This is a genomic window from Arthrospira sp. PCC 8006, from assembly GCF_046480465.1.
GTDB lineage: Bacteria > Cyanobacteriota > Cyanobacteriia > Cyanobacteriales > Microcoleaceae > Limnospira > Limnospira platensis.
The window spans coordinates 14592-40698 of the sequence record NZ_PKGG01000015.1 but is presented as its reverse complement, the minus strand read 5'-3'; the positions used below and the strand labels follow the sequence as shown (position 1 = coordinate 40698).

22 protein-coding genes and 2 pseudogenes are annotated in these 26107 nt (G+C 40.8%); 14 read left to right on the top strand and 10 right to left on the bottom strand.

Annotated elements, in window-relative coordinates; all coding sequences use genetic code 11:
* The first annotated feature begins 11 nt into the window (after positions 1-11).
* Positions 12-758 (top strand): peptidylprolyl isomerase, encoded by a 747-nt coding sequence (locus B9T16_RS04515; RefSeq protein WP_152088643.1) that lies wholly within the window; start codon positions 12-14, stop codon positions 756-758.
* A gap of 68 nt (positions 759-826) precedes the next feature.
* Here B9T16_RS04515 and B9T16_RS04510 read toward each other — a convergent pair whose 3' ends face one another.
* The gene (locus tag B9T16_RS04510) at positions 827-1117 is read right to left on the bottom strand and encodes a hypothetical protein (RefSeq protein WP_410244198.1); all 291 of its coding nucleotides are present in this window, start codon (positions 1115-1117) and stop codon (positions 827-829) included.
* A gap of 222 nt (positions 1118-1339) precedes the next feature.
* Between B9T16_RS04510 and B9T16_RS04505 the strand changes: the two genes are divergently transcribed.
* The 3 genes from B9T16_RS04505 to B9T16_RS04495 are packed head-to-tail and all read left to right on the top strand — an operon-like array spanning position 1340 to position 1987.
* Positions 1340-1510: a hypothetical protein gene (locus B9T16_RS04505; RefSeq protein WP_014274164.1), complete on the top strand. Its 171-nt coding sequence runs from the start codon at positions 1340-1342 to the stop codon at positions 1508-1510.
* Positions 1507-1779, top strand: coding sequence for a type II toxin-antitoxin system HicB family antitoxin (locus B9T16_RS04500; RefSeq protein WP_172973467.1), 273 nt, complete (start codon positions 1507-1509; stop codon positions 1777-1779). The genes B9T16_RS04505 and B9T16_RS04500 overlap by 4 nt, the downstream gene beginning before the upstream one ends.
* Positions 1757-1987 carry a type II toxin-antitoxin system HicA family toxin gene (locus tag B9T16_RS04495; protein WP_315642779.1) on the top strand — a complete coding sequence of 77 codons (231 nt, stop codon included), beginning with the start codon at positions 1757-1759 and terminating at the stop codon, positions 1985-1987. Before B9T16_RS04500 ends, B9T16_RS04495 begins: the two co-directional genes overlap by 23 nt.
* A gap of 226 nt (positions 1988-2213) precedes the next feature.
* On the opposite strand, the gene B9T16_RS04490 is transcribed toward B9T16_RS04495, so the two are convergent.
* Entirely contained in the window at positions 2214-3332 is a 1119-nt protein-coding gene (locus tag B9T16_RS04490) for a T3SS effector HopA1 family protein (protein ID WP_410244197.1), read from the bottom strand.
* A gap of 24 nt (positions 3333-3356) precedes the next feature.
* Positions 3357-4526 carry a phosphotransferase gene (locus tag B9T16_RS04485; RefSeq protein ID WP_410244196.1) on the bottom strand — a complete coding sequence of 390 codons (1170 nt, stop codon included), beginning with the start codon at positions 4524-4526 and terminating at the stop codon, positions 3357-3359.
* 282 nt (positions 4527-4808) lie between these two features.
* On the opposite strand from B9T16_RS04485, the gene B9T16_RS04480 reads away from it, so the two are divergent.
* Positions 4809-4994 (top strand): hypothetical protein, encoded by a 186-nt coding sequence (locus B9T16_RS04480; protein ID WP_410244195.1) that lies wholly within the window; start codon positions 4809-4811, stop codon positions 4992-4994.
* 365 nt (positions 4995-5359) lie between these two features.
* Entirely contained in the window at positions 5360-5596 is a 237-nt protein-coding gene (locus tag B9T16_RS04475; protein ID WP_410244194.1) for a hypothetical protein, read from the top strand.
* 413 nt (positions 5597-6009) lie between these two features.
* Here the strand turns inward: B9T16_RS04475 and B9T16_RS04470 are convergent.
* A pseudogene (locus tag B9T16_RS04470) lies at positions 6010-6210 on the bottom strand (hypothetical protein); the annotation flags it as partial.
* A gap of 346 nt (positions 6211-6556) precedes the next feature.
* On the opposite strand from B9T16_RS04470, the pseudogene B9T16_RS04465 reads away from it, so the two are divergent.
* The 4 genes and pseudogenes from B9T16_RS04465 to B9T16_RS04450 form a co-directional block, all read left to right on the top strand.
* Positions 6557-6962: pseudogene (locus tag B9T16_RS04465) on the top strand (hypothetical protein); the annotation flags it as partial.
* The gene (locus B9T16_RS04460; protein ID WP_410244201.1) at positions 6938-7690 is read left to right on the top strand and encodes a tail fiber domain-containing protein; all 753 of its coding nucleotides are present in this window, start codon (positions 6938-6940) and stop codon (positions 7688-7690) included. The pseudogene B9T16_RS04465 and the gene B9T16_RS04460, both read left to right, overlap by 25 nt.
* A 418-nt stretch (positions 7691-8108) precedes the next feature.
* A complete protein-coding gene (locus B9T16_RS04455; RefSeq protein WP_410244193.1) occupies positions 8109-8303 on the top strand; it encodes a hypothetical protein in 195 nt (64 codons plus the stop codon).
* A gap of 16 nt (positions 8304-8319) precedes the next feature.
* Positions 8320-9207, top strand: coding sequence for a DNA adenine methylase (locus B9T16_RS04450; RefSeq protein WP_410244192.1), 888 nt, complete (start codon positions 8320-8322; stop codon positions 9205-9207).
* A 638-nt stretch (positions 9208-9845) separates the two neighbouring features.
* Here the strand turns inward: B9T16_RS04450 and B9T16_RS04445 are convergent.
* From B9T16_RS04445 to B9T16_RS04420, 6 genes are all read right to left on the bottom strand, one after another.
* Positions 9846-10025 carry a hypothetical protein gene (locus B9T16_RS04445; RefSeq protein ID WP_410244191.1) on the bottom strand — a complete coding sequence of 60 codons (180 nt, stop codon included), beginning with the start codon at positions 10023-10025 and terminating at the stop codon, positions 9846-9848.
* Positions 10026-10150: 125 nt separating this feature from the next.
* Positions 10151-10363: a hypothetical protein gene (locus B9T16_RS04440; protein ID WP_006619291.1), complete on the bottom strand. Its 213-nt coding sequence runs from the start codon at positions 10361-10363 to the stop codon at positions 10151-10153.
* A gap of 102 nt (positions 10364-10465) precedes the next feature.
* Positions 10466-12586: a transglycosylase domain-containing protein gene (locus B9T16_RS04435; protein ID WP_006619292.1), complete on the bottom strand. Its 2121-nt coding sequence runs from the start codon at positions 12584-12586 to the stop codon at positions 10466-10468.
* 177 nt (positions 12587-12763) lie between these two features.
* Positions 12764-13756, bottom strand: coding sequence for a chlorophyll synthase ChlG (gene chlG / locus B9T16_RS04430; protein ID WP_006619293.1), 993 nt, complete (start codon positions 13754-13756; stop codon positions 12764-12766).
* A gap of 227 nt (positions 13757-13983) precedes the next feature.
* Positions 13984-15750 carry a hypothetical protein gene (locus B9T16_RS04425; RefSeq protein WP_410244190.1) on the bottom strand — a complete coding sequence of 589 codons (1767 nt, stop codon included), beginning with the start codon at positions 15748-15750 and terminating at the stop codon, positions 13984-13986.
* 38 nt (positions 15751-15788) lie between these two features.
* Positions 15789-17003 (bottom strand): glycosyltransferase family 4 protein, encoded by a 1215-nt coding sequence (locus B9T16_RS04420; RefSeq protein ID WP_317271392.1) that lies wholly within the window; start codon positions 17001-17003, stop codon positions 15789-15791.
* 83 nt (positions 17004-17086) lie between these two features.
* Between B9T16_RS04420 and B9T16_RS04415 the strand changes: the two genes are divergently transcribed.
* The 4 genes from B9T16_RS04415 to B9T16_RS04400 all read left to right on the top strand — a co-directional run bounded on the left by B9T16_RS04415 (position 17087) and on the right by B9T16_RS04400 (position 26105).
* Positions 17087-18091, top strand: a complete 1005-nt coding sequence (locus tag B9T16_RS04415; RefSeq protein ID WP_410244189.1) for an Npun_R2821/Npun_R2822 family protein — start codon at positions 17087-17089, stop codon at positions 18089-18091.
* 60 nt (positions 18092-18151) lie between these two features.
* A complete protein-coding gene (locus tag B9T16_RS04410; protein ID WP_410244188.1) occupies positions 18152-18982 on the top strand; it encodes a glycosyltransferase family 2 protein in 831 nt (276 codons plus the stop codon).
* 58 nt (positions 18983-19040) lie between these two features.
* Positions 19041-19988: a glycosyltransferase family 2 protein gene (locus B9T16_RS04405; protein WP_410244187.1), complete on the top strand. Its 948-nt coding sequence runs from the start codon at positions 19041-19043 to the stop codon at positions 19986-19988.
* Positions 19989-20264: 276 nt separating this feature from the next.
* Positions 20265-26105: an AAA family ATPase gene (locus B9T16_RS04400; protein WP_410244186.1), complete on the top strand. Its 5841-nt coding sequence runs from the start codon at positions 20265-20267 to the stop codon at positions 26103-26105.
* The last annotated feature ends 2 nt before the right edge of the window (positions 26106-26107 follow it).

Sequence of the window (26107 nt, the reverse complement as noted above, 5' to 3'; positions counted from 1 at the left end):
AAAAATAAATCATGTCACAATCAATTACGATTACTGCTGAAGATATTCTGAAACAAGTTAAGCTATCTCTAACAACTGCTGAACTCATAGAAGCAATTATTACCCATAAAATGATCGCAAATACCGCAGAAGAACTAGGAATAAAACTAGAAGTTGAGGAGCTTCAAGAAATGGCAGACAAATACCGAAAAATGTATAAACTTTTTAGTCAAGAGGATACCTGGGCTTGGATGAAGAAAAATCATCTTTCTTTAGATGATTTTGAAGAGTTTGTGTACTATAAAGGTCTGTCCACAAAACTAGCTATTCATCTTTTTGCGGATAAAATTGAGCCTTACTTTTATGAGCATAAATTAGATTATACTGGGGTAGTGATGTATGAAGTGGTGTTAGACGATGAAGATTTAGCGATGGAATTATTTTATTCTATTCAGGAAGGGGAAATGAGTTTCTATGATGTAGCTCACAAGTATATTGAGGATAAAGAGTTACGCCGAAAAGGGGGATATCGAGGGGTATTGTCTCGTAAGGATTTGAAGCCAGAAATTTCAGCGGCTGTTTTTGCAGTGACACCACCAGAGATCCTTAAACCGATTGTGACTTCTAAGGGGGTGCATTTGATTTTAGTCGAGGATATTATTGAAAGGAAGCTAGACAACTGGCTACGAAATAAACTTGCGGCTGATTTATTTGACGATTGGCTTAGTAAATCCCTGATTGCTTTCAAAGCTAATACAAACATTGATATTTGCAATTAAATCTTAAAGAATTATATGCAATAAACCGAGATAGTTTTGAAATTATCTCGGTTTATTTCTTTAGCTATTTACCATACGCACACAGCCGTCCAAAGGATGATGAACCCCCCCCGCCGCCGTCCACCTAATGCATCGGTCATTTCCTGATCGGTCAAATCCTGAAGATAGCTTTCAGAATCAGAGAACAGGTCTGCACCAGCAGGACGTAAGTCAGAGATAGTAATGTTAGCCATTTTTGTTTCCTCTTTGAATAAGTTTGACTTTGAGGTAATCAGATTTATGATCTGCCTTTCCCTATGACTCTTATTATTGCCTAACTCTCGAACAATGACAATAGTTTTAGCAACTTTAAAGTTCATCTAACTAGCATAATTATGTCTCAAATTTACCAACTAAAACACCGTAATTTTACGCAGATTCTAACCGCAAATTCCCATAATCTCGTATCACCGAGCTTTGTTTTCGAGACATAACTAACACAATTATGTCTTTTTTAATATTTCCCTCCCCTGGGTTCARGTGGTGGCGGGTCAAAAAAATAGCTCCCAAAGAAACCGGGTTTCTATGACAAGAATGGTGGGATGACAGAGATTTACTCAAGAAACCCGGTTTCTGGCTGTTCTTTGGTGAGATGGGCGATCGCGCTAAAATTTCCTGTCCCCCACGGTGTACCTCATGCTACAACTGATATTGTAGCGATCCCTCAAAGACAATCAATGGACAGCAAGAAATTAAACGAGGTTTGGCGATGAGCGTAAATTACATTTTAAGCCAATACATTGAGTCAGCAATGTCTATGGCCACTTACGATAAACTCGAAGACGGCACCTTCGTTGCTCGAATTCCATCTTGCAAAGGAGTTATCGCATTTGCATCAACATTACGCGAGTGCGATCGCCAATTACGCGAAATCCTAGAAGAGTGGATTTTAGTAGGGTTAAAACTCGGTCATACTCTGCCAATCATCAACAACATCGATCTGAACAAGGAGCCAATTCGTGAGCCGGTCGATACCCTGTAAGCGTAGAGATTTTATCAAAAAGTTGCGGCAACTAGGATTTGATGGACCTTTTTCTGGAACTCGACATCAGTTTATGGTCTTCGGTGAAAATCGCTTAACGATTCCTTCCAACGATGAGTATTCTGTCGCACAACTGCGAATGATGATTCGAGAAGTTGAGGAAATTATCGATCGCGCCATCTCTCTTGATGAGTGGATCGCTTTATAGTTGTCGTTGGCGGCCAGCGGAACTCTGCCCAAAATACCGATCGCTCTCTGATTTCACCAAACATGAGAAACCGGGTTTTTTTCTGTGCTTAACCCACAATTGCCGGAAAAAATAGTAAAAACCCGGTTTCTGGTGGCGCTTTGAGGTAAAAGAAACCGGGTTTATATGACAAGAATGGTGGGATTACAGAGATTTTCCATAGAAATCCGGTTTTCCCGGTTTCTGGTCATCGCTGATACCTAGCATCAACCGGGCAAAATCCCCGATAAACATCCTGAGAATCAGCATTCAAATAAGGACGCTGCCAATCAATCCCCAACCCAGAAAACTGCTCAGAAATAGCAGCCATTCTACCCGTTGCAGAATTATCCCCCTGTTGCCAAGCCATCAACAACCCATTAGCTATAATCTGACAGCGATTCATCCCAAAACTTTCCTCACTACCAAACTTTTTGTCCGGTTCTTCCGCCAACCCCAAACCCGGTGCTAACTCCAGAGTAAACAAAGGTATTTCTGGCTTAAAAACAGACTGATTCTGATGATAAACATTAGCTACAACCTGTCTCACCAACTCATAATCGGTTTTCCCAAAATAAAGCACCCCAGCATCATATCGTTGATAATCAACCGGATTATACAAAGCCTTAAAACTAAAAGGAATCCCCGTCTGATTCAACTTTTCAGTCAACCCAGCCATCACAGCCACCGCACCTTCAGGAGTAACATTAAAATAGACTCGCACCATAGATTCCTCTCTCTGTAAACCAGCATTACCCACCGCCATATAAAAGCCATTTTGCACCAAATTTTTCGGCATCATAATTGACACAAAATCACCCACTGCCGCAGCTTGTTCAGACTCTTGAAGATGCTTTTCCCGTTGAATATGCAGCCGCAAATCCCCCTTAGTTACAGCCAAACTGCCATCGGTTTCCTCTCTCAAAACCGACCAACCCGAATCAAAATAACCCTCACCCTTATTCGCTTCCTCTAACTGCACATAAAAATCCATAGCTACGCCAGCAAAACTATTATTCTCCAAATCTAATTGCTGACCCTTATTTTCAGAACCCAATGCTTGCGATGCTTGCATGGAACCATTATAATAAATGCCATAGAGAAAACTCCGCAACTGTAAACTCATATACTTATTCTGCATTTCCTTGGGTAAAGCCTGAATGCGAGATAACATCTCAGCAGGCATTTCCCAGGGTTGATAGTTCGGATGACGAATTGAAAAATCAGAGGAAATTTCGACATTTTCAACAATGTCTGACAAAACTTCCTTTAAGCGACCTTTGACCTCAGAAGCTAATTGATGGGATTGAGAATTAAGTAATGACATAATCTTTCAAGATATTAAACGATATTAAACTTTTTCAACAACAGAAGAACCGATCTGATTTAACTGAGTAGCAGTAGCCCCAAAAATAGTGGGCATTGATGATTCAGGACGACATAACAAAGCCTTGGCTACCTGAAGCATAGCAATTCCGGTATTATTAAAGGTTTTTTGATACTGAACCATCGCCAAAATTCCGATAATTAAAGAAAAACCTGCCAACTGTACGACTTGCTTTAAGAAATCAGGCCGATATTCTAAGATTTCTGGGAAGGTTTCTAAATAGGCTAAAGTTAACCCCCCGATAGATGGCTGAACTAATTCTAGAGGAGTAGTGGCTAGTCGCAAAGATTCTTCAATACTAAGAGAATTACTAATCACTAAGCTACCCAACCAAGTTTGTAGATAACTGGCGATCGCCATTCCCAAATCAAACGCTGGATCTCCCCAATCAGACCTTTCCCAGTCAATCAACCGGATCGCATTTCCATTAATATCTTCCCAGTTTCGATTCAGAAGAATATTATTCAGCTTAATGTCATTGTGAGTCAGACAAACAGGAGAGATAGTCTCACTGGCTTGATGAACTGCTTCCCCTAAGCTATCATATCGTTGATAGAGCGCAAAAAACTTTAATCCACCCATCGGAGCCATGCCAAAAATTTCTGGTCCGATTCGTTCTAAACTCTCTAATAATAGCGGAGATACTTTAGGTTTTCCAGCAACCTCTTCTTGAGCAAAAAACTCCCTATAAATACTCTGATTCCAGGTATCACGGTGAATTGTCGCCAAACAACTGCCAATTTGAGCAGCAAACTGAGTAGGAAAGAGATTGTTTTTAGAATAGAACTCTGCTAAATCCTGATAATTATCCAGATAAGTAGAAACTAAAATCGAGTTCTCAGCATCGTGCAGCAGTAATTCTGGTAGAAAAGCACGCCAATGGTCAAGTTCAGGAAAGTTCTGTAGAAATTTGGGGATTCGCCATTCCCCAAAAAACTCCCCCACAGTTTCTTTTTCTGAATTGATAAATTGTTCCTGCTTAACCAGTAGCTTTCGACCTTCTGGTAAAGTCACCAATAAGTTAAAATTTTTAGCCTGAATCTGCTCTACTCCCGGATTTTCTAGGGAGCGATCGCATAACCCATTCTCTATCAGATACTCATTGACATTTTGAGAACTTAAGACCAACTTCATCTAAACCCACCTCTAGTATATCCATGACATAGAAACCACCAGTCGGTGTCTATCTATTCAGGTTATCTAATTTTTTCTAAAAAACCAATACTTTATTCAAAAAAAAACGGACATAAATATTACAATTATGTCTTTTACTTTATCTATTTACATGAATTATCTTGCTTTAAGCAGCTTTAATTAATTATTAAAATTGTCATATACTATTGACGATAAATATATTCTATAATTATTGGTAATTACATATTTTATTTTAATTATAAGCATTTTATTTGATATTTTTTGATATTTGGTAACGGAGTAAAAAGCGATCGCTCTTTTATTTTCCAAGAGGCGATCGCTCTTTTATTGGCAAGAAAGGCGATTCCCTCCGGGACGCTGCGCGATCGCTCTTTTGCTGCGAAAAAGAAACCGGGTTTCTGTTGTGGAAATGTAGGGGCGGGTTTTAAACCCGCCATCTCCGATTAACTTAAACCCTTATCCTGACTACTATCGCGGGAATTGCTTTAACCCGATAGTCGTACCGTTACACTTAATATGCACTCCATTCAGTCTTAGCACACGGGACGATTAGTGTATATCCCTTAGCAACAAATCTTAATTATTGACGGGTTAATCAATAAGCACAACTCAATCAATCTGTCAAATGCCTACTATCTCCCCCTAACCAAACACCGATAGGGTAACTCCCTTGTGATACCCGTCAATGGCAAGCCTATCGGTTCGTTCCTCACCATTGACTGCTATCACATCGGTCGTTTCCCCAATAGTGCTTGTTTCGGTTAGGGGGAGGGTATGGGTTCAATTTTGCAGGGTATTACCTAAAGCTACCAGTGCTAACCATAGAAATGTATGAGTGCGATCGCAGTGGGATTTATCTATGGCTCAAAGTCAACATGATAGCCGTAGGTAGCCGTAGGGGGAACCCACTAGGTTATCAATGTACAACGATACCCCTATCAATGTACAAAGATATTAGGCTGCCTATCCGGTTATCTATGGTAGTCAGATTATTGGGGAAATATTGGGGAGCCTACTCACTACCAACAAAATGCGATCGCAAAACCTAAACTATCTCCTACCGGAATCAACCCGATACCCCTAAACAACTTTTCAACTGGTGACTTGTTTCGTCATCTCTCGCTGATACCTACATAATCCTAGACAATTGCTTTACCAGCGACATCGGTTATTCACATAATCCTAGGGAATTGCCTTACCATCGAAACCGATACCTACATACCGCTAGACAAGTCTCCAATTTATAGGGGTACTGAGTTCCGCACGGGATGATTACCCCTAATAGACGGGTTAAGGTTTTGGCTTAGGGTGTTTATTGTAGGTAAATTAGGGGCGAGCATTCATATTATCTGTTTACTGTCTAGTATTTACTGTCTAGTAAATGGTTTATATGAATGAACCCCTACAGTCAGAAACCATAGGGGCCATTTAAGTTATTGGGGTAGCTGTTAGGTGTTAGGGTTTAGCTGTTACTCATTCTGCACTTAGTAATCATAGCTAACGCTACGTCTGTTAGCTTATCTACAGTGACTTGGTCAGCTTTCCCTATGTAAATGTGATGATTGACGCTACCATCCCACCCTTTGAGGTTCCAGTAGGTAAAACCATTGATTGAGAGTTTTTTGCACGCTGTAAATCGTTTACCATTAACCTGAACAGTAAATATTACTACTGTAAACTGGGGAACTGCTCGGACTTTAACAATTGGTTCTACAGGCAAATCAGTAAACGGCTCTGGAAATGTAAGTTGGAGTTTAGCAGGAATTGGTGCTTTACCAAATCTTTCAATAACTGTAACAGGAGATTGGAATGATGTGTTAACAACAGGTTTTTATCAAGGGAGTTCTCTTTTAAATCAAAGTCCGGGAGGTTCATGGCGTTTTTGTACTGTACAAAGACATAATGATTCTTGGATTTCTCAAACAATGATACCTTTTGGAGGAGAAGGTATTTATCAAAGAAATCGTGTAAATGGAGTCTGGAGTAGCTGGCAATAATTAGCTTTTACAAGCTCTAATATTACAGGTAATGCAGCAACTGCAACCACGCTTCAAACTGCTAGAACAATTAATGGGACTTCGTTTAATGGTAGTGCCAATATAACAATAACTGCCAATACTCCTAATACATTAACAAATGGTACGGGATTAACTGGAAATAATTTTAATGGGAGTGCTGCAACAACATGGGCAGTTGCTTATGGCACTACAGCAGGCACAGCCTGTCAAGGTAATGATAGTAGATTATCTAACGCTAGGACTCCCACAACGCACACACATTCAAATATTACATTAACAGCAGGAGATGGTTTATCAGGAGGAGGAACTTTAGCAGCTAATAGAACAATTAATGTAGATTCAACTGTTGTTAGAACTACAGGTAATCAGGTTATTGACGACATAAAAACAATAAATAAATTAAGATTTAATAACCCCAATTCAGGGCTTATAGATACAAATTGGATAAATAACAATTTTAACTTTAGATTTAGTGAAAATCATGTACCGGAAGCAATAACTGTTAGTAATTATGATAATACAACAATTACTTTAAATCGATACGGCAATATCAATATTGCCGGTAGATTTACACTAAATGGAGCGCAAAATTCATTTTTTGAGCAAAAAAGCACAACAACTTGGGGAGGTACTCCTGTTAATGCAACAGGCAAAATAGAATATTTTAACAATACATGGCAATTTAGCGCGTCTATCGAAAGTCAAGCGTTAGCTAGGTTTAGATATGGACCAACTAGCATAGCATATATTGCCACTAATGGAAATTATGTTAGCGGTAGCTCTGATATTAGATTCAAAACACTTTTATCAAAACCAACTATAGGGTTAAGCGAAATTAACGCATTGACAGTCACGTGGTTTAAGTATAAAGAACTTGCAGCATTTCATGGCTTTAATCCAAGTACAGAACAATTTGGTTTAATTGCTCAAGAAGTACAAAATATATACCATAACGCAGTTGAAGTGGTTGAAAATAACCATACAGATAGATCTGAAGTTGACGACAAAAAAATAGATTACTTAACAATCATGTATGATAAACTGATACCATTAGTGATTGCGGCAATTCAGGAATTATCAGAAAAAATCGACAAATTGGAAAATATGCTAAACACTCAACAATAAATTAACAGATAATGCCTAATGCACTTGATATATCTGAAAGTAATTGGTTTAAAGTTTATGAACTTAATTTCAGGATAGAAGATGATAGCTACACGGTACTAAAAAATTACCTGACATTTCTGGCAGTAAATTTATCAGGATATTATTTGACGCTGACAGTGTACCCGTGTACTGGAAAATGGCAGGATGGCTTAAATTCTATGCCTACAATGATGTTAACCAAGCTATGMTRGTTAAAAAAGAGACTATATGGCTTAATGAATATCAAATAATTGAATCACCGCCGTACAGCAATTTTTACGCTTCATTTTCTCCACTAGAAAGGATTAAATGGTTTACACTTCATTTGTGGAAATTAATATAAATGAACTTGGTAATAGTTGAATTAGGATTAATTATTGTCGCAATTATTATCAGTATGTTCATTACGCATACAGGAAACCTAATGATTGAGAGTAGGTTAGACGGTCTCCAAAATAGCCTAAATTATTTGATTAGATATGTTAGTGATTCTATGAGATCAATAGTTGGTAAAAAACAGTCAGAAGACAAAAAGCAATCACCCCATATTCCAATTAACAGAGATGATGTTGATGGTTGGCGTAAACCCTAACATCAACTATTAATTAATGAAAGAAACAACAATGAAACCTTTACTAAGTTATTACGGGAGAAAGAAACGAATAGGTTCTAAAATATTGCAATATTTCCCACCACACAAAATATATGTAGAACCTTTTGCCGGTGGAGCTACTTTGTTATTTTTAAAACCATTACCTACCGTAACAAATCAATGCGATTATAGAGAGTGCATTAACGATACAAGCAACCTTTTAATCAACTTGTATAGAGTAGCCAAAAAATACCCTATTGAACTTAATAATGAAATTCAAGCTACATTATATAGTCAATCAGAGCATAATAAGGCAAAAATAATTTGTAAGAATCCAACTAAGTATAGCGATATTGAAATAGCATGGGCTTATTATATTAATATTACTCAAGGATTTAGTCATAGATTAAATACAGGATGGAGTGCGTCAAAGACAGCTCAGAGTCAGGCGGCTACGTTTATAGCTAAAAAAGCTAGGCTATCTGAAGCGTTGGAAAGATTGGAAAAGGTTCACATTTCCTGCGAGGATGCTATTAAGTGTATTGAAAGGTGGGATTCACCTGATACACTATTCTATTGTGACCCGCCTTAYCCCGGTAGTACACAAGGTCACTATAGCGGCTACACGATTAAAGATTGGACAAAACTATGTCATACATTAGATTGCATAACAGGCAATTACATTGTATCGAATTATCATCAGATGATTGAACCTCAATCATTTACACAAAAAATAGAAATAAATACAGTCATGTCAGCTAGTCACAAGAAAGATGTAAAAAAGAAACGAACTGAAGTGTTATGGGTTAAAAGTAACTTAGACGGTTTTAATCAACTTCCTGAGTTAATTAACTCAGAGGTCTATAATTGCCTACTTAACACATGGGGTCAGCCTAAACCCTAACAGATAACAGCTACCCCAATAACTTAAATGACCCCCTATGGTTTCTGACTGTAGGGGTTCATTCATATTTTTCGTTTCCTTTAAAGGATTTCCTTTAAAGGAAATCATTTATATGAATGCTTACCCCTARTTTACCCACAATAAACACCCTAAGCCAAAACCTTAACCCGTCTATTAGGGGTAATCATCCTGTGCGGAACCCAGTACCCCTATAAATTGGAGACTTGTCTAGCGGNTNATGTAGGTATCGGTTTCGATGGGGAATCAATTCTCTAGGATTATGTAGGTATCAGCGAGAGATGACGAAACAAGTCACCAGTTGAAAAGTTGTTTGAGGGTATCGGGTTGATTCCGGTAGGAGATAGTTAGGTTAGTCGTGATTATGCGATCGCATTTTGTTGGTAGCGAGTAGGCTCCTCAAGATTTCACCAATAATCTGACTCCCATAGGGAACCCACTATGGGTTGATTTGAGCCATACCCTCCCCCTAACCGAAACAAGCACTATTGGGGAAACTAACGATGTGATAGCAGTCAATGGTGAGGAACGAACCGATAGGCTTGCCATTGACGGGTATCACGAGAGAGTTACCCTATCGGTGTTTGGTTGGGGGGTGGTATGAGTGTTTGACAGATTAATTAAGTTGTGCTTGTTGACTGAGTAATCATCCTATTGACAGAATTATTTTCCTGTGCTAGGACTAGATTGTGAGTAATATCTGAGTAATTCAATAGGATATAGGGGTTGAGTAATAACCCGCTATCGCTGTCAGGATAAGGGTTTATAGTTAACGCGCTTTGACGGATTAACCCCAACATATTAAGCCGTATGCGAGAGCTACGCCAACCTCGGCTATCAAAGAGGGTTGCTGGTACTCAAGGCGCAGAGGTTGAACATTAGCGCTCAGGGACAATAGTTTCTCGGTGAAAATATAGCCGGCTGTTTAGTCAATGGTAATTGATTGAGGCCCATTACTCGATCCATTATTGTCTCGGTCAGAGGTTGAGGAAGAGACTGGGGTTCCGGTTTCCTTTTCTAACCAGCTTTTCACTGGGTCTTCTGATAAGTTGAGTCGCAGGACGCTAGAGACAAAGCCACCCAAAAACGAGATCGGATCTTGGGTAAATTCTTTGAAGATGGGTGTCAGTTCATCCATGATTAGAGAAAGCTCCTGTAAAGAGATTTATTGTTATTCTGACTGAATTTTAGCTGAATCGGCAAAAATCAGTAAACCGGCCTGCCTACGCACAGGGAGTGGTTAGTAGTAATAGCCATCATTTCCATAGTCGCTGGAGTTATTAATATGTTTGTGGTAGTCATCATCATCACGACGAATGGCGGCCGGTCCAGTTTGTACCCATTTAGGTTGATGGGGTTGGGCTTTAATGGTTCCCTGGTGGCTGTCGAGGTCGGGAAGTTGGGGAAACTCCTCAACGGGTAAATCCTCAACTACTCGTTTCATAAACTCACGCCAATTAAAGGCGGCGGTACTACTAGCGCCCCAAGTGCGATCATTGTTGTCGTTTCCTAGCCATACTCCGGTCACCAGTTGGGGAATATAACCAATAAACCACAGATCCCTAGCTTGTTCAGAAGTGCCAGTTTTACCGGCGACATCGCGATCGGCGAGGTAAGCGGACCCACCTGTGCCGTTGCGTACCACATGAGTTAGCATCCAGGTAGTAATAGCGGTGCTGTCGGGGTCAAGGACTTGTTTAGGTGTAAACTGAGCCTGATAGATAGTTTCGCCTTTCTGGTTGATGACTCGGCGGATACCATGAGCGGGGATATATTGGCCTTGGGCGGCGAGGGTTCCGTAGGCGTTAGTTAGTTCCAAAAGATTAACTTCATAGGCTCCCAAGGCGAGGGAATAGGTGGGTTGGAGTTCAGATTTGATACCCATGCTGGTACTGAGAGAAATAACGGGTTCAAAGCCGACATCAATTAGGACTCTAACGGCAATAACATTAGTGGAATTACTGAGGGCGTTAAGCATCGATCGCCAACCCCCGTAACGGTTACCATAGTTTTGGGGGCGATATCCATCAACTCGATAGGGTTCGTCATTGTAACTATCATAGGGAGAGAAACCTGCTGCGATCGCCGCCGCATAGACCAACCCTTTAAAAGTCGATCCTGGCTGTCGTTGAGCTTGGGTAACGCGATTAAACTGACTTTCCCCATAATTAGCACCCCCTACCATAGCTTTTACCTCACCGGTAGTGGGGTCGATCGCTACTAATGCGGCTTGGTCAAACCCCGCCGCGCGCCCGTCTATTTCTACGGCTTCTTTAACGACCTGCTCGGCTATTTCCTGCCATTGTAGATTTAAACTGGTTTCCACCACCAAGCCCCCAATTTCTAGGGCTTCTGAAGATACATATAATGGTAATTGCTTTTGAATAAAATTAGCAAAATAGGGAGCTTTAACCTGTAGACGTTTATGGGGGCTAGGATTTACAACTAGGTCGCTTTGAATCAGTAAATTTGCCCGATTCTCAGAAATCATACCCATTTCCTGCATTCGGCGCAGTACGACGTTCCGGCGTTCGGTAGCCAGGTCTAAATTCACCAGGGGGGAGTATTGACTTGGAGCGGGAGGCAAACCCGCCAAGGTAGCCATTTCCGAGAGGGTGAGTTGTTCTACGGGTTTACTGAAATAGACCCAGGCGGCATCAGCGACCCCATAAGCTCCCGAACCCAAATAAACTAGATTAAGATAGCGTTCGAGGATTTCTTCTTTGGTGAGAGTTTTCTCAAGTTTTTGAGCGAGGAGAGCTTCCCTAAGTTTACGAGTCAGGCTGCGTTCATGGTCTAAAAACACCATCCTAGCCAATTGTTGGGTGATGGTACTACCTCCCTGGACTACACCTGTAGCCATTACATTAGCGGATAGGGCTCTGATAATACCTTGGTAGTCAATGCCGCGATGCTCATAGAAACGTCGGTCTTCTATGGCAATAAATGCCTGGAGCAACTGCTCTGGGATCCGGTCGAGAGATACCTGCTCCCGGGTAGATGGTCCGGTTTGCATGATAATTGTGCCATCTGCGGCTTGAATGGTGAGGGTTCCATCTCGGTTGTAGGCTGATAGATCAGAAATTTCCGGTAAACTCTGTTCAAGGCGATGGAAGTGATAAGCTGCTAATGCGATCGCACTTCCGGCTATAGTAATTATGCCAACGCCTATCCACAATTTAGGGCGAGGTTTCCATTGCCAACGCCTAATGATACGGCGATGGGGTCCTCCCCCCTGGGGGGTTTCCGAAGGGGGGGGTGGCGCGATCGCCTCCGAGTCTTGATGCAAAACGGAGGTAGGGGGTATAGTATTTTGACTATCCCTAGATTCGTCGGTAATTTTTGGGGAAAATTCTGTCACGTAAACCTCCTGAGTTGGGAAGCCCCTTGCTAAAAGGGGAGGAAAAACGACTGGTGGCTATAGTTAAGATAGAATCTTGAAAAGCCTTATTGATAAACGATTGTAGGGTGCGTCAGAGAAATCAGTGATATAGGGAAATGGAAAATCTGGTTCATCTGACGCACCAATTGCTCCCCCCTAAACTGCATGACCTAGGGCTAAACCCACGACTAACATTCCTAACACCAGGAAAGGTTGAGCGCTTGCCTGATATTTAACATCATTTTCGAGGGGATTGCGAAGAAAATACATATCTTGGAAGGTAATTTGTGGAATCACGAGTAATAAAAGGATGGTGGCATACAGGTTTTGCTGAATGCTGATCAAGTATAGGGCAACTCCGGCTTGAAAAATGTCGATCATTAATACACAGATCCAGGCGGCGGTGGTTACGCCAAACATAACGGGGAGGGATTGTAAGCCAAGTTGGCGATCGCCTTCGACACTCTTAAAGTCATTGACAATGGCAATACCTAGCCCCGCCAAGCTGTAGAATAGGGTGAGTACGACAATAGTGGGGTTGAGTTCTCCAAACAGGGCATGACCCGCCCACCAGGGAAGGGCAATATAACTAGCTCCGAGGGCATAGTTGCCTAACCAGCCGTTTTTCTTGAGTTTTAGGGGAGGCGCAGAGTAGATATAGGAAACGAAAGCGCCGCCAATACAGAGAACTGTGACCATGGGGAATTCATGACCTGCCCAAATATCCAGGATATAGGCAAGACCAATACCCGCACCTAGGAGAATCAGAATTTGGGATACGACTTGGGGGATGGAAATTGCACCGGAGGGAATGGGGCGATAGGGCTCGTTAATGGCATCTAGGTCGCGATCGTAGAAGTCGTTGAGGGTTTGGGTGTACCCTGCCATTAAAGGACCCGACAGCAGCATACAGGCGGCTGCTTTGAGGATATCTTCTAGTGTCCAGCTATAGCCTCCAGAGGAAGCCGCACCACAGACTACACCCCAAATTAGGGGAATCCAGGTGATTGGTTTCATCAGTTGCAGGCGAATTTTCCAGATGGAGGTTTCTCCGGGGGCGGCTCCTTTCATCCCTAGTAACTGGCGGGTTTTTGACCCGGAGTTGGGGATGGCTTCTGAAGAGGTTTCGGGGGTTGGGGAATCAGACATAGTATTCTTTTAGCTATTATTTCGAGGTTATCGCTAATGGTTTTTGATAAGCCTTGCCTTATCCCAATAAACCAGTGTCGGGATTGATTGGCAAGGCACAGATTGACAATTACGAAAAAACCCGAAGAGAATTTTAGCGCATTATCGTAGGGTGCGTCAGACACATCAATAATATGGGGAAAGGGAGAATCTGGCTGCTCTGACGCACGGATACCAGAGCCAATGGATTAATCTAACAATTGGCGAATGCGGGTTTTGTTGTCTGGGGAGGCTTGAGATTGGGTTTCTAACCATGCGATCGCTTCAGATCTTCCTTGTTGGGCAACTAAAATGAGAGCGCCCCAGGCTTGCAAATCAGGTTCTTCTGGGTTTTCCAGGAGGGCTGCTTGAATGCGGTTTTTGATTCTTCCCCCGTCAGCTTGTAGGAGGTTTAACAGTTCGGTTTGATTAAGGCTGGAGCTTTGAACCACATTTAGGGCTTCACTCCAACGACCATCAATGAGTCCGGCGAGTACCTTTTGACTAGGACTTGCCCAAGCTGCGGTGGCCTGAGCATCTGTAATGCTGGCATGGAACTGAATTAATTGCAGTTGTGCCTCCGCTAATGCTGGCCAGTTTTGGGGATAATCGCCACCAGTACCGGAATTTTTCTTGAGGGGTTCCATCAAACTTAAAGCCGGAGACCACAAACCGCTGCGAGCTAGTCTAATAGCTCTTCTATAGGCATAGTGGTCAACAACTTCTTGATCTAGGGAGATACTAACTAACTCAATGGGGTTAGGAACAAAGCGACGGGGTCGGACTTGATAAATGCTGAATTGTGGCTCAAGTCCCATGGTTTGTTCAACTAACAATTCTGGGTAAGGTCCCCCGGTGACGTTTTCCCAGATAGGATGCTGTCCAGCAGCACTTTTCCACTCCAACATGGAACTGAGATGATAATGTTTGGGGTTGTAATGAATGATATGTCCGTAGGGAACTTGGGTATCCCCCACCAGACGGTTTCCATATAGGTTAAACCATACCCCTGATTCAGGAACTTTATTTTTGAAGGTGGTAATATCAGTTAAGGGCAGTGGTCTATTACCGCCCTGCTGATTAGCACGAGTTCCAATCAAAGATGCCAGTACAAAAGACTCTGCTGGTCCGTTAACAGGTAGTTGATAAACTAGGCGGTATAACTCAGGAGTCCCTACGGCTTGATAGGGCGTTTGTACTGATTTATAAACTCGCAGTTCCACAATTTCTTTACAACCTGTGGGACAGGGAGTGGTTGTACTAGATTCGCGGGTCTGCATTACTGGAATTAACAGATCTACGGGTGCTTGTACGAGGGATTCATGGGGGAGCAGGAATGAGCGCCAAGGTTTGAGATAGGGATTTTGGGCGAATAACCTTTCCTCTAGCCTGGCTGTGGTCACACTATTGCTCATATCCCCTAAAACTTCTCGATTAGGAAGGGGTAGGGGTTCGCCAAAAAAACGACCCACCGCTTTTAGTTCTTCTCGGATTTCCTCTAGGCTATAAAGGTAATCATTTGGTTGTAGGGGAATTTGGGTACTTGCGGGTAGAAATTGATTGAGCCAAATGCCTACGTCAGGATTGAGAATCAGTTGGTAACTAAACCAAGCGCTGACGCTGAATAGGGCTGAACCACCAAATAGCAGGCTAAAGGCTAGACTATCGGCTAACCACTTTTTTAGTGCTACTGATAGGGGGTTTGGAGACCGACGGCTGCTGACAGTTGGCTTGTGTTTTTTCTGGCTTAGGGCGGGTGATATTAGTTGGCTGGTTTTTCCAATGGCGGATCTAGAACCTGCCCCTACACCCTCGCCCCTACCAGCTACCTTGGGCTTTTTGGCTAAGGGCTGCTTGGAGGGCTGCTGTGGTAATGGTTGTTTCTGCTGGCGGGGCGGTCCGGCTTGGCGTTTCTGATTAGTCCCCTGGGATTTATTGTCTATGGGTCGATTAGCTCGGATTGGTCTATTGTTCATATTTTGCCACTGACTCCCCTACTCTATGGTGATCACCTTCAACCGATGAGGACTTGTTCATAGCGCTGACCTGCTCGTTCCCAAGTATATTCAGTTTCGATGAGCGATCGCGCTTTTTGAGAAAGTTCTTGTCTCAGATCAGCGTTTTCAAACAGTCTGGCAATCTGTTGGACATATTCCTCAACTGTGTTGGCTCGTAAAGCCCGCAGTTCGACTCCTTCGCCATCGACGGCTAAACCTTCTAAACCGCGATCGCTGGCTACCAGGGGAACTCCGGCAGCCATAGTCTCTAGGGTTTTGTTTTTGATGCCGAACCCGGTTCGCATTGGGATTACACAGACTGTCGCTTGATGTAAATATTCTGCCATTGAAGGTACACGACCTGTTACATTAACTCTTGGACAATAGGCTAGTTCTAACACTTCTGGTACGGGTCTAGATCCTACGATAGATAAGGTCGTATCTGAAGCGCGTTTTTGGATCTCGGGTAATATCTCTAGGGCGAGAAATCTAGCTGCGTCAATGTTGGCGATGTTGTCCATGGCTCCGACAAAGATGAGTTTATGTCCACCTGGGTCGAAAGTTCGGTAGGGAAACTGCTCAAAGTTTACGCCATTTGGGATGATTTCGACGTTCGCTATGGGGTTAAAGTTTTGCATCTGTTCGCCGTCCTCTGGAGTGGTGGCAACAATTGAGGAAAATTTAGTACAATATTGTTGCTCATAACGATAGAGTAGGGGAAGGTTAAGGCGATCGCGTAGCGGTTTCTCTGCCGTTTGGGTCTCTAGCTGTTGCCGACAGGTTGCATAAACTGAACTGTGGACATTAACGACTGTTTTTAAGCGGTCTTTCCATTGGGGACGCACATAACTCTCATTAATGCTATGTTCGCAGGTGATGACATCACAGCCTTGGTCTTCAACTACTTGATCAATCCACTCCTGCATATCAACCGAGTAGATTGATCTAACATTGGGAGGGCTGCCACTGACTAGAAATTGGCCAAATCGAGAGATTTTGCCGAAAATACCCCAGTTTGCTTCTGTGGGTTCACTTCTGGGAAATACCTGGAGCCGATCTACGCACTGACTGAGTTCTTCAATGTCATCATCAGTGACATCTGGGGTGCGTTGTGTTACAAGAGTAATAGGGTGTGTCTGGCTCAAAAATTTGAGTAAGTTAAAGGTACGGACTTGGGTTCCTCCTTTGGTAGGAGGATAGGGGAATGTGGAAGAAATCATTAAAATTTTCATCGGCATTTGGGTTGATGGGAAAATCTCGGTAATTAACTGGGTAATTGTTAATTCCAATTAGTTCTGATTAAGGAGTTACCTCAATGGCATCTTGTGGTATTTATACTTTAGCAAATGATGTAGTTTTTGATCAACTGGTAGCTTTTTTAAATAGCGTAGAGGTTAATGTTAGTCCAGATATACCTGTTTGTATTATTCCCTATGATGACCGTATGGAGCAAGTGCAAAAGGAAATTGGCGATCGCCCCAATGTTAGCATTTATGAAGATCAACAAGAGATTCAGCGCTGGGAAGATTTTGCTAAAGAAGTGTGGCTAAACCATCCCCTAGCATCCGAAAAAAGTGATGCTCGCCTCATTGAATCAAGGATGCGTTTTCAGAGGAAAATGGTGGCTTTTAAAGGAGACTTTGATAAGTTTGTCCTTTATGATGCTGATACTTTAGCCATGAAACCGGTAGATGATATATTTTTGAAACTAGATACCTATGATTTTGTATTTGATGATTGGGAACACGCCAAAACTAGATTAACGGCTCTTGATATTCCTCGGATTGAGGCGACAGGAGAGTTGACGGAATCCCAGATTAGACCTAAGTTGCACTGTGCAAGTTTTTTTGCTTCTAAAAAGGGCTTATTTACCCCCGAAGATGTAGCTGACATCAAAATGCGTTTGATTGAACAGCGAGAAATTGAGTGGATAAATAGTATATCAGAGGCTTTTTTATTTAGCTATTTAACCCTGCGAGGCTACTCTATTTTTAACTATACGCTCAGTCCCAACGCTCAAGATAGAACCGGAAACTGTGCTGATGCTGATCCGTTTGTGAACCAGGATAATGTTTTGTATAATGAGCAAGGCTTAAAACCTATTCATCGCATCCACTACATGAATTTTGCCGCTGCTGATTTTGCCAGAGTTAGTAAAGGAGAAGATGTTAATATTCCCCATCGTGATGTATTTCTGCATTATCGTTTTCTGAAACAACCCAACGCCAAACCCAGTAATTTTGCCGAACCAGATTTATTTACTAAAATCGGACGTTTCAAAGATAAAGCCCTGAAAAAAATCAAACGTGCTATCACTTAGTTAACTGATAAATTGTGGAATTTTTTTGATTGTTAAAAATATGAAAGAGGTTAATCGTTGATGTTGGGTTTTGTCGTACCGATTAAAAGTCGTAAGATATCTAAATCTTGGGATAATCTTTCTCTCTTATTTGAAAGAACTGCTAAGTCAATGTGCAATCAGACTCATCCTGATTTTCGGATGATTGTAGTTTGTCAAGATCAGCCTAATATTAAGTTTAAACATCCTAATTTACAATACCTGACCGTGGATTTAGGTTTACCTGTACCGACAACAATAGTCGAAAAACGGGTGGATAAAATGCATAAAATTATCGCCGGAGTTCGTTTGGCTAAGGAAATCGGATGTGATCACATTATGCTGGCTGATGGCGATGATTGTGTGAGCCGATGTTTAGCTGATTTGGTAGCCAAAAATAAATCAGTTGATGGCTACTTCTTTAAAAGAGGCTATTGCTATAATAATAATAGCAATGTTATTAAGGTAATGCGTAAAGGATTCCATCATTATTGTGGCACAACTCATATTATTAGAAGTGATTTATATGATGTGTCAGAAGCCACGTTAGCAAGAATTCCTGAGTCCATAACATCCCCTAATCAAATTCCTCAAGATATTCATGATTTCTACTATTGTCATAGATATTTTGCGAGGGCTGTAGAGTCGAAAGGATCCCACCTTGAGCCGCTTCCTTTTGTTGGGTCTATTTATATTTTAGGAAATCGTGAAAATCTATCTTCTGAAGATGTCGTTAATATCGAAAAACGGAAAAATATGTCTCTGAAAGTTAGACTGCTGAACTTGAAAGCCAGTTTATTAGATTACCGGAAATTAACCCCGGAAATTCGACAAGAATTTGGTCTTTATGATATAGAACTAATTAATCCCTAGTGGAAAAGACGAGGACATATTAAACTTGATAATGTCGAGTGAAAGTTAAGCTAATTCTGTGGCTAAAATTACTGTTTGTATTCCTACTTATAACCGGGTTCACCTGTTGCCGATCGCCATCGCCAGTGTTCTGGACCAAACGGAACAGGATTTTGAGTTAATTGTCTGTGATGACGGTTCAACTGATGGGACGGTGGAGATTATGTCTCGCTATGAAGACCCGCGATTGCGCTATATTCGCCATCAGAAAAATATTGGCAAAAGTAATAATATGCGATCGGGTTTTGATGCAGCTACGGGGGATTATTTTATTAAATTTGATGATGACGATCGCCTGACTCCTGAATTTCTCGAAAAAACCAGTGCAATTTTAGACCAAAACCCTACCGTTGATTTGGTGGGTACTGACCACTGGATAATTGATATTAACAATAACCGAGACCAAGCCGCCACAGATATTAACTCGGTCAAATGGGGACGCAGCGAACTCCCAGAAGGTATAGTTAAAAATCTGTTAGAAGTAGTATTTATTCAGCAAAGTTTTCAAATAGGAGCTACCCTCTGTCGTCGCCAAGCCTTAATTGATGTGGGGTATATGCGCCCAAATATTCAAAACTGCGAAGATAATGATTTATTAGTGCGTCTCGCCTTAGCCGGAAAGCAGGGATATTATCTTCCCCAAAGGTTGATGGAGTATCGGGTTCATGCTGAACAACAAGGGTTAAACCGGGCTATTCCTTATTTACGAGATCAAATCACCTATTTAGAAAATTTCCAATTTACATCAGAAAAGCTGGAAAAAATTAGGCGATCGCGCCTATCTGAATCTCAACTTTTATTGGGGTTGCGACTGGTAGAAACAGGCGAAACGCAAGCCGGACGAGCCTTAATTGTAGCCGGACAATCAGCGTCACTACCCAAAGCCTGGACAGGGTTGGCTATTTCTGTGCTTCCTCAGCCTTTACGGAAACAAATCTTTACCCTTCTGCGACGGGCTAAAAGCTAAAATCGTGCCTAGGAGTTTAGGCTGTGATTGGTTTTGGTTAATTTACACCACCAGCCTAAACCCAACAGCTATAGGAGATGGTATGGTTATAATTAAAGTATTACGGCTCGCCAAAATCGAGCTGAGAACCTAGCGCGTAAGTCAGTACCCTGCCATGCAGTTAGATAGCTTCACGCCTTTTTGAGTAGCAGCATAGATATAGATCGCCATTTTCACTATTTCACTATTGATACAACCATACAACTAGAGAAACAGCAGAGACATTCAGGTTAGGTTATGAATATTATTGCCAACTTACCCGGTTATCAAATCACAGAAGAGTTATATACAGGGAGTCGCACCCTAGTTTATAGAGGTATTCGTAGTAGTGATCAGCAACCTGTAGTTATCAAAATTTTACGACACGAATACCCTAATTTTAACGAAATTGTCCAATTTCGCCATCAATATACTATTGGCAAAAATCTCGACTTTCCCAGTATTGTTAAACCCTTAAATTTAGAGGTATATGGTAATAGCTATGCTTTAATTATGGAAGATGGTGGTGGAGTTTCCCTATCCCAATATTTAGAAACATCGCAAAATAAACATAGTAAATATCACTATTTTAATTTGGAGGATGTTCTGAAAATTGCTATTCAAATTGCGGAAACTCTAAATTATCTTTACCAAAATCGAGTAATCCACAAAGATATTAAACCGGCTAATATTCTAATTAATCCAGATACTAAACAAGTTAAATTAATTGATTTTAGTATTTCTTCATTACTACCTTGGGAAGCGCCAGAAGTTGAAAATCCCAATGTTTTAGAGGGGACATTATCCTATATTTCTCCAGAACAAACAGGTCGGATGAATCGAGGGATAGATTATCGAAGCGATTTCTATTCCCTGGGAGTTACCTGCTATGAATTGCTGACCGGAAAACTGCCGTTTAAATCGTCAGATGTGATGGAGTTAGTACATTGTCATCTTGCCAAACAACCCCGACCAATTCACGAAATCAACCCAAATATTCCTATAGTTATCTCAGAAATTGTTAGTAAACTGATGGCGAAAAATGCGGAAGATCGCTATCAGAGTGCCTTGGGTATTAAATATGATTTAGAGCAATGTTTACATCAATTACAAGAAACAGGTAATATTGAGAGCTTTGCGATCGCACAACAAGACATAAGCGATCGCTTTATGATTCCCGAAAAACTCTATGGTCGAGAAGCGGAAGTTCAGCAACTATTAGCCGCCTTTGATAGAGTCAATATGAATCAAACTGAAATGATGCTAGTGGCGGGTTTTTCAGGAATTGGTAAAACTGCCGTTATCAACGAAGTTCATAAACCCATAGTCAGACAAAGAGGCTATTTTATTAAAGGTAAATATGACCAATTTAATCGTCATATACCTTTGGCTGCCTTTGTGCAGGCATTCCGAGATTTAATGGGTCAAATTTTATCAGAATCTGATTCTAAAATCCAAACCTGGAAAACCCATATTTTGGAAGCAGTGGGAGAAAATGGTCAAGTTTTGATTGATGTTATCCCTGAGTTAGAACATATCATTGGTCCGCAACCACCCGCCCTAGAATTATCAGGTAATGCTGCCCAAAATCGCTTTGATCTACTGTTTCACAAATTCCTGCAAGTTTTCACTAATAAAGAACATCCCCTAGTGATATTTTTAGATGATTGGCAATGGTCAGATTCAGCATCATTAAACCTACTCAAGATGCTAATGCAAGAGACTCAAGGATATTTGTTAATCTTAGGAGCCTATCGAGATCATGAAGTTTCACCAGTACATCCGTTTATTTTAACAGTTAATGAGATCATCCAAACTGGAGCCACAGTTAATACAATTACCTTGTCACCTCTGCCAGAATTAGATATAAATCAGTTAGTAGCAGATGCCCTGAATTGTCAATTATCTATAGCTAAATCCTTAGCTAAGTTGGTTTATCAAAAAACCCATGGTAATCCTTTCTTTGCTACCCAATTACTCAAGGCTTTACATGATGAAAATTTAATTGTATTTGAGCCATCCAAGTCACCATTTAAACCGGAAGTCAGTCAAGGAGGATGGCAATATGATATTGCTAAAGTGCAAGCCTTAACTCTCACTGATGATGTGGTAGAGTTCATGGCATTACAATTACAGAAATTGCCTAAAGATACTCAAGATATTTTAAAGTTAGCCGCCTGTATTGGGGCAGATTTTGATTTTAATACTTTAGCAATTGTTAGTCAGAAGCCAACCAATGTAACGGCTGTAGCTTTATGGAAAGCACTACAAGAAGGTTTAATCATTCCGACTACTAAAGTTTATAAATTTTTGGCTGAATCTGAAGAGCAAGAAGTTTTGAATAGTGCAGCTAATCCTACCTATAGATTTTTGCACGATCGCATTCAACAAGCTAGTTATTCTTTAATTCATGACGACCAAAAACAAGCCACTCATCTGCAAATTGGACAATTACTACAGCACAATTTATCACCGACAGAAGCAGAAGAAAAATTGTTTGATATTGTCGGTCATTTGAATTTAGGTCATGGTTTAATAACCGATACCCAAGAACGGGAAACCTTAGCCAAACTCAACTTATCAGCAGCACAAAAAGCCAGAAATTCTACAGCTTATGTGGCTGCGAGAAATTTTGTCGAAACAGGACTAGAGTTACTGGCTGCTGACTGTTGGCAAAGTCAGTATAAATTAACTTTAAATATTTATGTTTCTGCTACCGAAGTCGCCTACTTAAATGCTGATTTTGAGAGGATGGAAAAGCTGTCAACTATAGTGATAAAATCTGCTAAAGATATCCTTGATAAGGTTAAAATTTACGAGATTCAAATCAATGCACTAACGGCTCAAAGTCGGATGTTAGAAGCGATCACTGTAGCGGAAAATGCACTTAAAGAACTAGGAGTTGAGTTTTCATCCCAACCTGATGAAGCCTTAACCGCGAAAACATTAGAAAGTATTTCTCAGCAACTAGAAGGTAAAAAAATTGAGGATTTAGTGAACTTGCCAGTTATGGAAGATCCGGAAACCTTGGCGGCTATGGAAATCTTAGGAATTTTGTTTCCTCCCATTTTCTTAGGAAATCCTACTATACTACCCTTGCTGGGGTTCACTATGGTTAATCTATCTCTGAGGTTTGGTAATGCACCTATATCAACCATTGGTTATGCAATTTATGGTATGGTACTTTCTGCATTTTTAGGAGAGGTAAAAAAAGGTTATCAATTTGGGCGAGTAGCCTTAATATTACTGGATAAGTTTAATGTCCGAAAATTAAAATCCCTCACCTTACTGCTATTTGGGACTTTTCTTCAGCATCGTCAAGAACCATTAATATCCGCCATTCCCACCCTCAAAGATGGTTATATGGCAGCCATAGAAACTGGTCAAATTCTCTATGCGGGTTATAATATATTTAACTACTTTTATGATAATTTCTTCGCGGGAGTGCGGCTAGATGATTGGGAACCAGAAATTGATAATTACTGTGTAGTTTTAGAGAAAGCCAAACAAGATTCTCCCCTGACCTACCTGAAGATTAAAAAGCAGATGGTGTATAATTTTAGGGAAATTGTCGATTCACCCGATTTATTGAAGGGGAACGACTACAATGAAATAGTGATGATTCCTAAGCATCATCATGATAATGAATTAACGGCTCTGGCTGTGGTATATATTTATAAATTGATTCTTGCTTATCTGTTTGGTGAATATCATAATGCTGAGGAATATATTTCTCAAGCTGACCAATATTTGATGGCAGTAGGGGGGACAATTTATATTCCGGTTTTCCATTTCTATGCTGGTTTAACCTATTTGGCTTTATGTTCCACAAATTCAAAAATTGACCAACAGCATAGTCTGGATATGGTCAAAATTCATCAGGAAAAATTATCTGAATGGGCAGAGTCTTCCCCCACAAATCATCAGCATAAAGTTGATTTGTTAGCAGCCGAAAAATGTCGATTATTGAGAGAAAAAGCCGAGGCTATTGATTTATACGATCGCGCTATTACCGGAGCCAAAGAGAACAAGTATATCCAAGAAGAAGCCTTAGCTAATGAACTAGCGGCTAAATTTTACCTAAATTGGGGTAAAGCTAAAGTTGCCGCTGGGTATATGCAAGATGCCTATTATGGTTATGCTAAATGGGGTGCAAAAGCTAAAATTACCGATTTAGAAAAATGCTATCCTAAACTGCTGACCCCGATTTTACAACGACCTCGTGCTACTAATTTATTTGAGGAAACTATTGCCAGGGGTATGATGACTTCCACCAATACTTCTAGTAGCATTTCCGAAATCTTAGATTTAGCAACTTTGCTGCAATCATCTCAAGCTATTTCTAGTGAAATTGAATTAGATAAACTGATTACTAATTTGTTAAAAATAGTCATTAATAATGCTGGTGCTAATAAGTGTGTATTGCTGCTGAAACAAGATAATAAATTTAATGTGGTTGCCATATTAGAACCAGGAAATCCACCTAGAATATTGCCATCAATACCCCTAGAATCTAGTCAAGATTTGCCGATTAGTGTAGTTAATAATGTCAAACGTACTGGCAATCCTTTAGTGCTGGTAGATGCCAGAATAAATTCCAGGTTTTATGCGGATACCTATATCCAAAATAACCATCCTAAAAGTGTTATCTGTATCCCCATTCTCAATCAAGGTAAGTTGATGGGAATTTTGTATTTGGAAAATAATTTAACTGTGGGAGCCTTTACGAGCGATCGCGTTGAGTTGCTCAAATTTCTCTGTTCTCAAGCTGCTATTTCTCTGGAAAACGGGCGACTTTATGAGGAATCACAGAATTATAATCATCAATTGAAACAATATGTAGAAAAACTAGAATTAAGTGAAGCGCGTTATCGTTATTTAGCCACTGCTACATCTCAAATTATCTGGCTGGCTAGTCCTGAAGGAGAAAACCTAGATACAGTTCACTGGATTGCATATACTGGACAAACCCTGGAAGAAGTCAAGGGAAGGGGATGGCTGAACGCTTTGCACCCTGATGATCTCCCTCACACTACTAAAGTGTGGCAAAAAGCGGTGGAAACTAAGAGTTTATATAAGACCGAATACCGCATTCGTGGCGCTGATGGTATTTACCGTTATTTTGCTGTTCAAGGAGTCCCTATTTTGGCAGAAGATGGCAGTGTTAAAGAATGGATGGGCACTTGCACTGATATTGATGCGCGCAGACGTGCTGAAAATAAACTGCGTGAAAAATCTCAGCAGTTAGAGCAAACTTTACAGGAACTACAAACTATGCAACTGCAACTGGTACAGAATGAAAAAATGTCAGCTTTAGGAAATTTGGTGGCAGGTGTTGCCCACGAAATTAACAATCCAGTGGGTTGTATTAAGTGCAATATTCCCCCGGTGATTAATTATATTAAAGATTTGTTAGGTTTAATTGATTTATACCAACAAAAATATCCCGATCCTGATGAGGATATTAAAGATGAAATAGAAACGATAGAACTGGATTATATCCGAGAAGATTTGCCGAAATTAATTAGATCAATGCGGGAGGCTGTGGGACGGATTCAAGACCTAAGCGTGAGTTTAAGAACTTTCTCCCGTGCGGATACCGATCGCCCTGTTGCTTGCAATATTCACGATGGCATTGATAGTACATTGATGATTCTGAAGCATCGCTTAAAAGCCAACCAGATGCGCCCAGAAATTCAAGTAATTAAGGAATATGGTAATCTGCCAAATATTAAATGTTATGCTGGACAGTTAAATCAGGTATTTATGAATATTTTGAGTAATGCTATTGATGCTTTAGATGAATCCAATAAAGGGCGAGATTATGGGGAAATTAATAATCAAATTTTAGTGGAAACTGAGTTATCAGGTGACGGAAACTATGCGAGGATTCGGATTAAAGATAATGGGGTAGGTATTAGTGATGATGTGAAAGTGAAAATATTTGAGCATTTATTTACTACCAAAAATGTTGGTAAAGGTACTGGTTTGGGATTGGCGATCGCTAGACAAATTGTAGTTGATAAACACTCTGGGATGCTGGAAGTAAATTCGACTGTAGGTGAAGGTACAGAATTTGTGATTTCTATTCCTTGTTAATT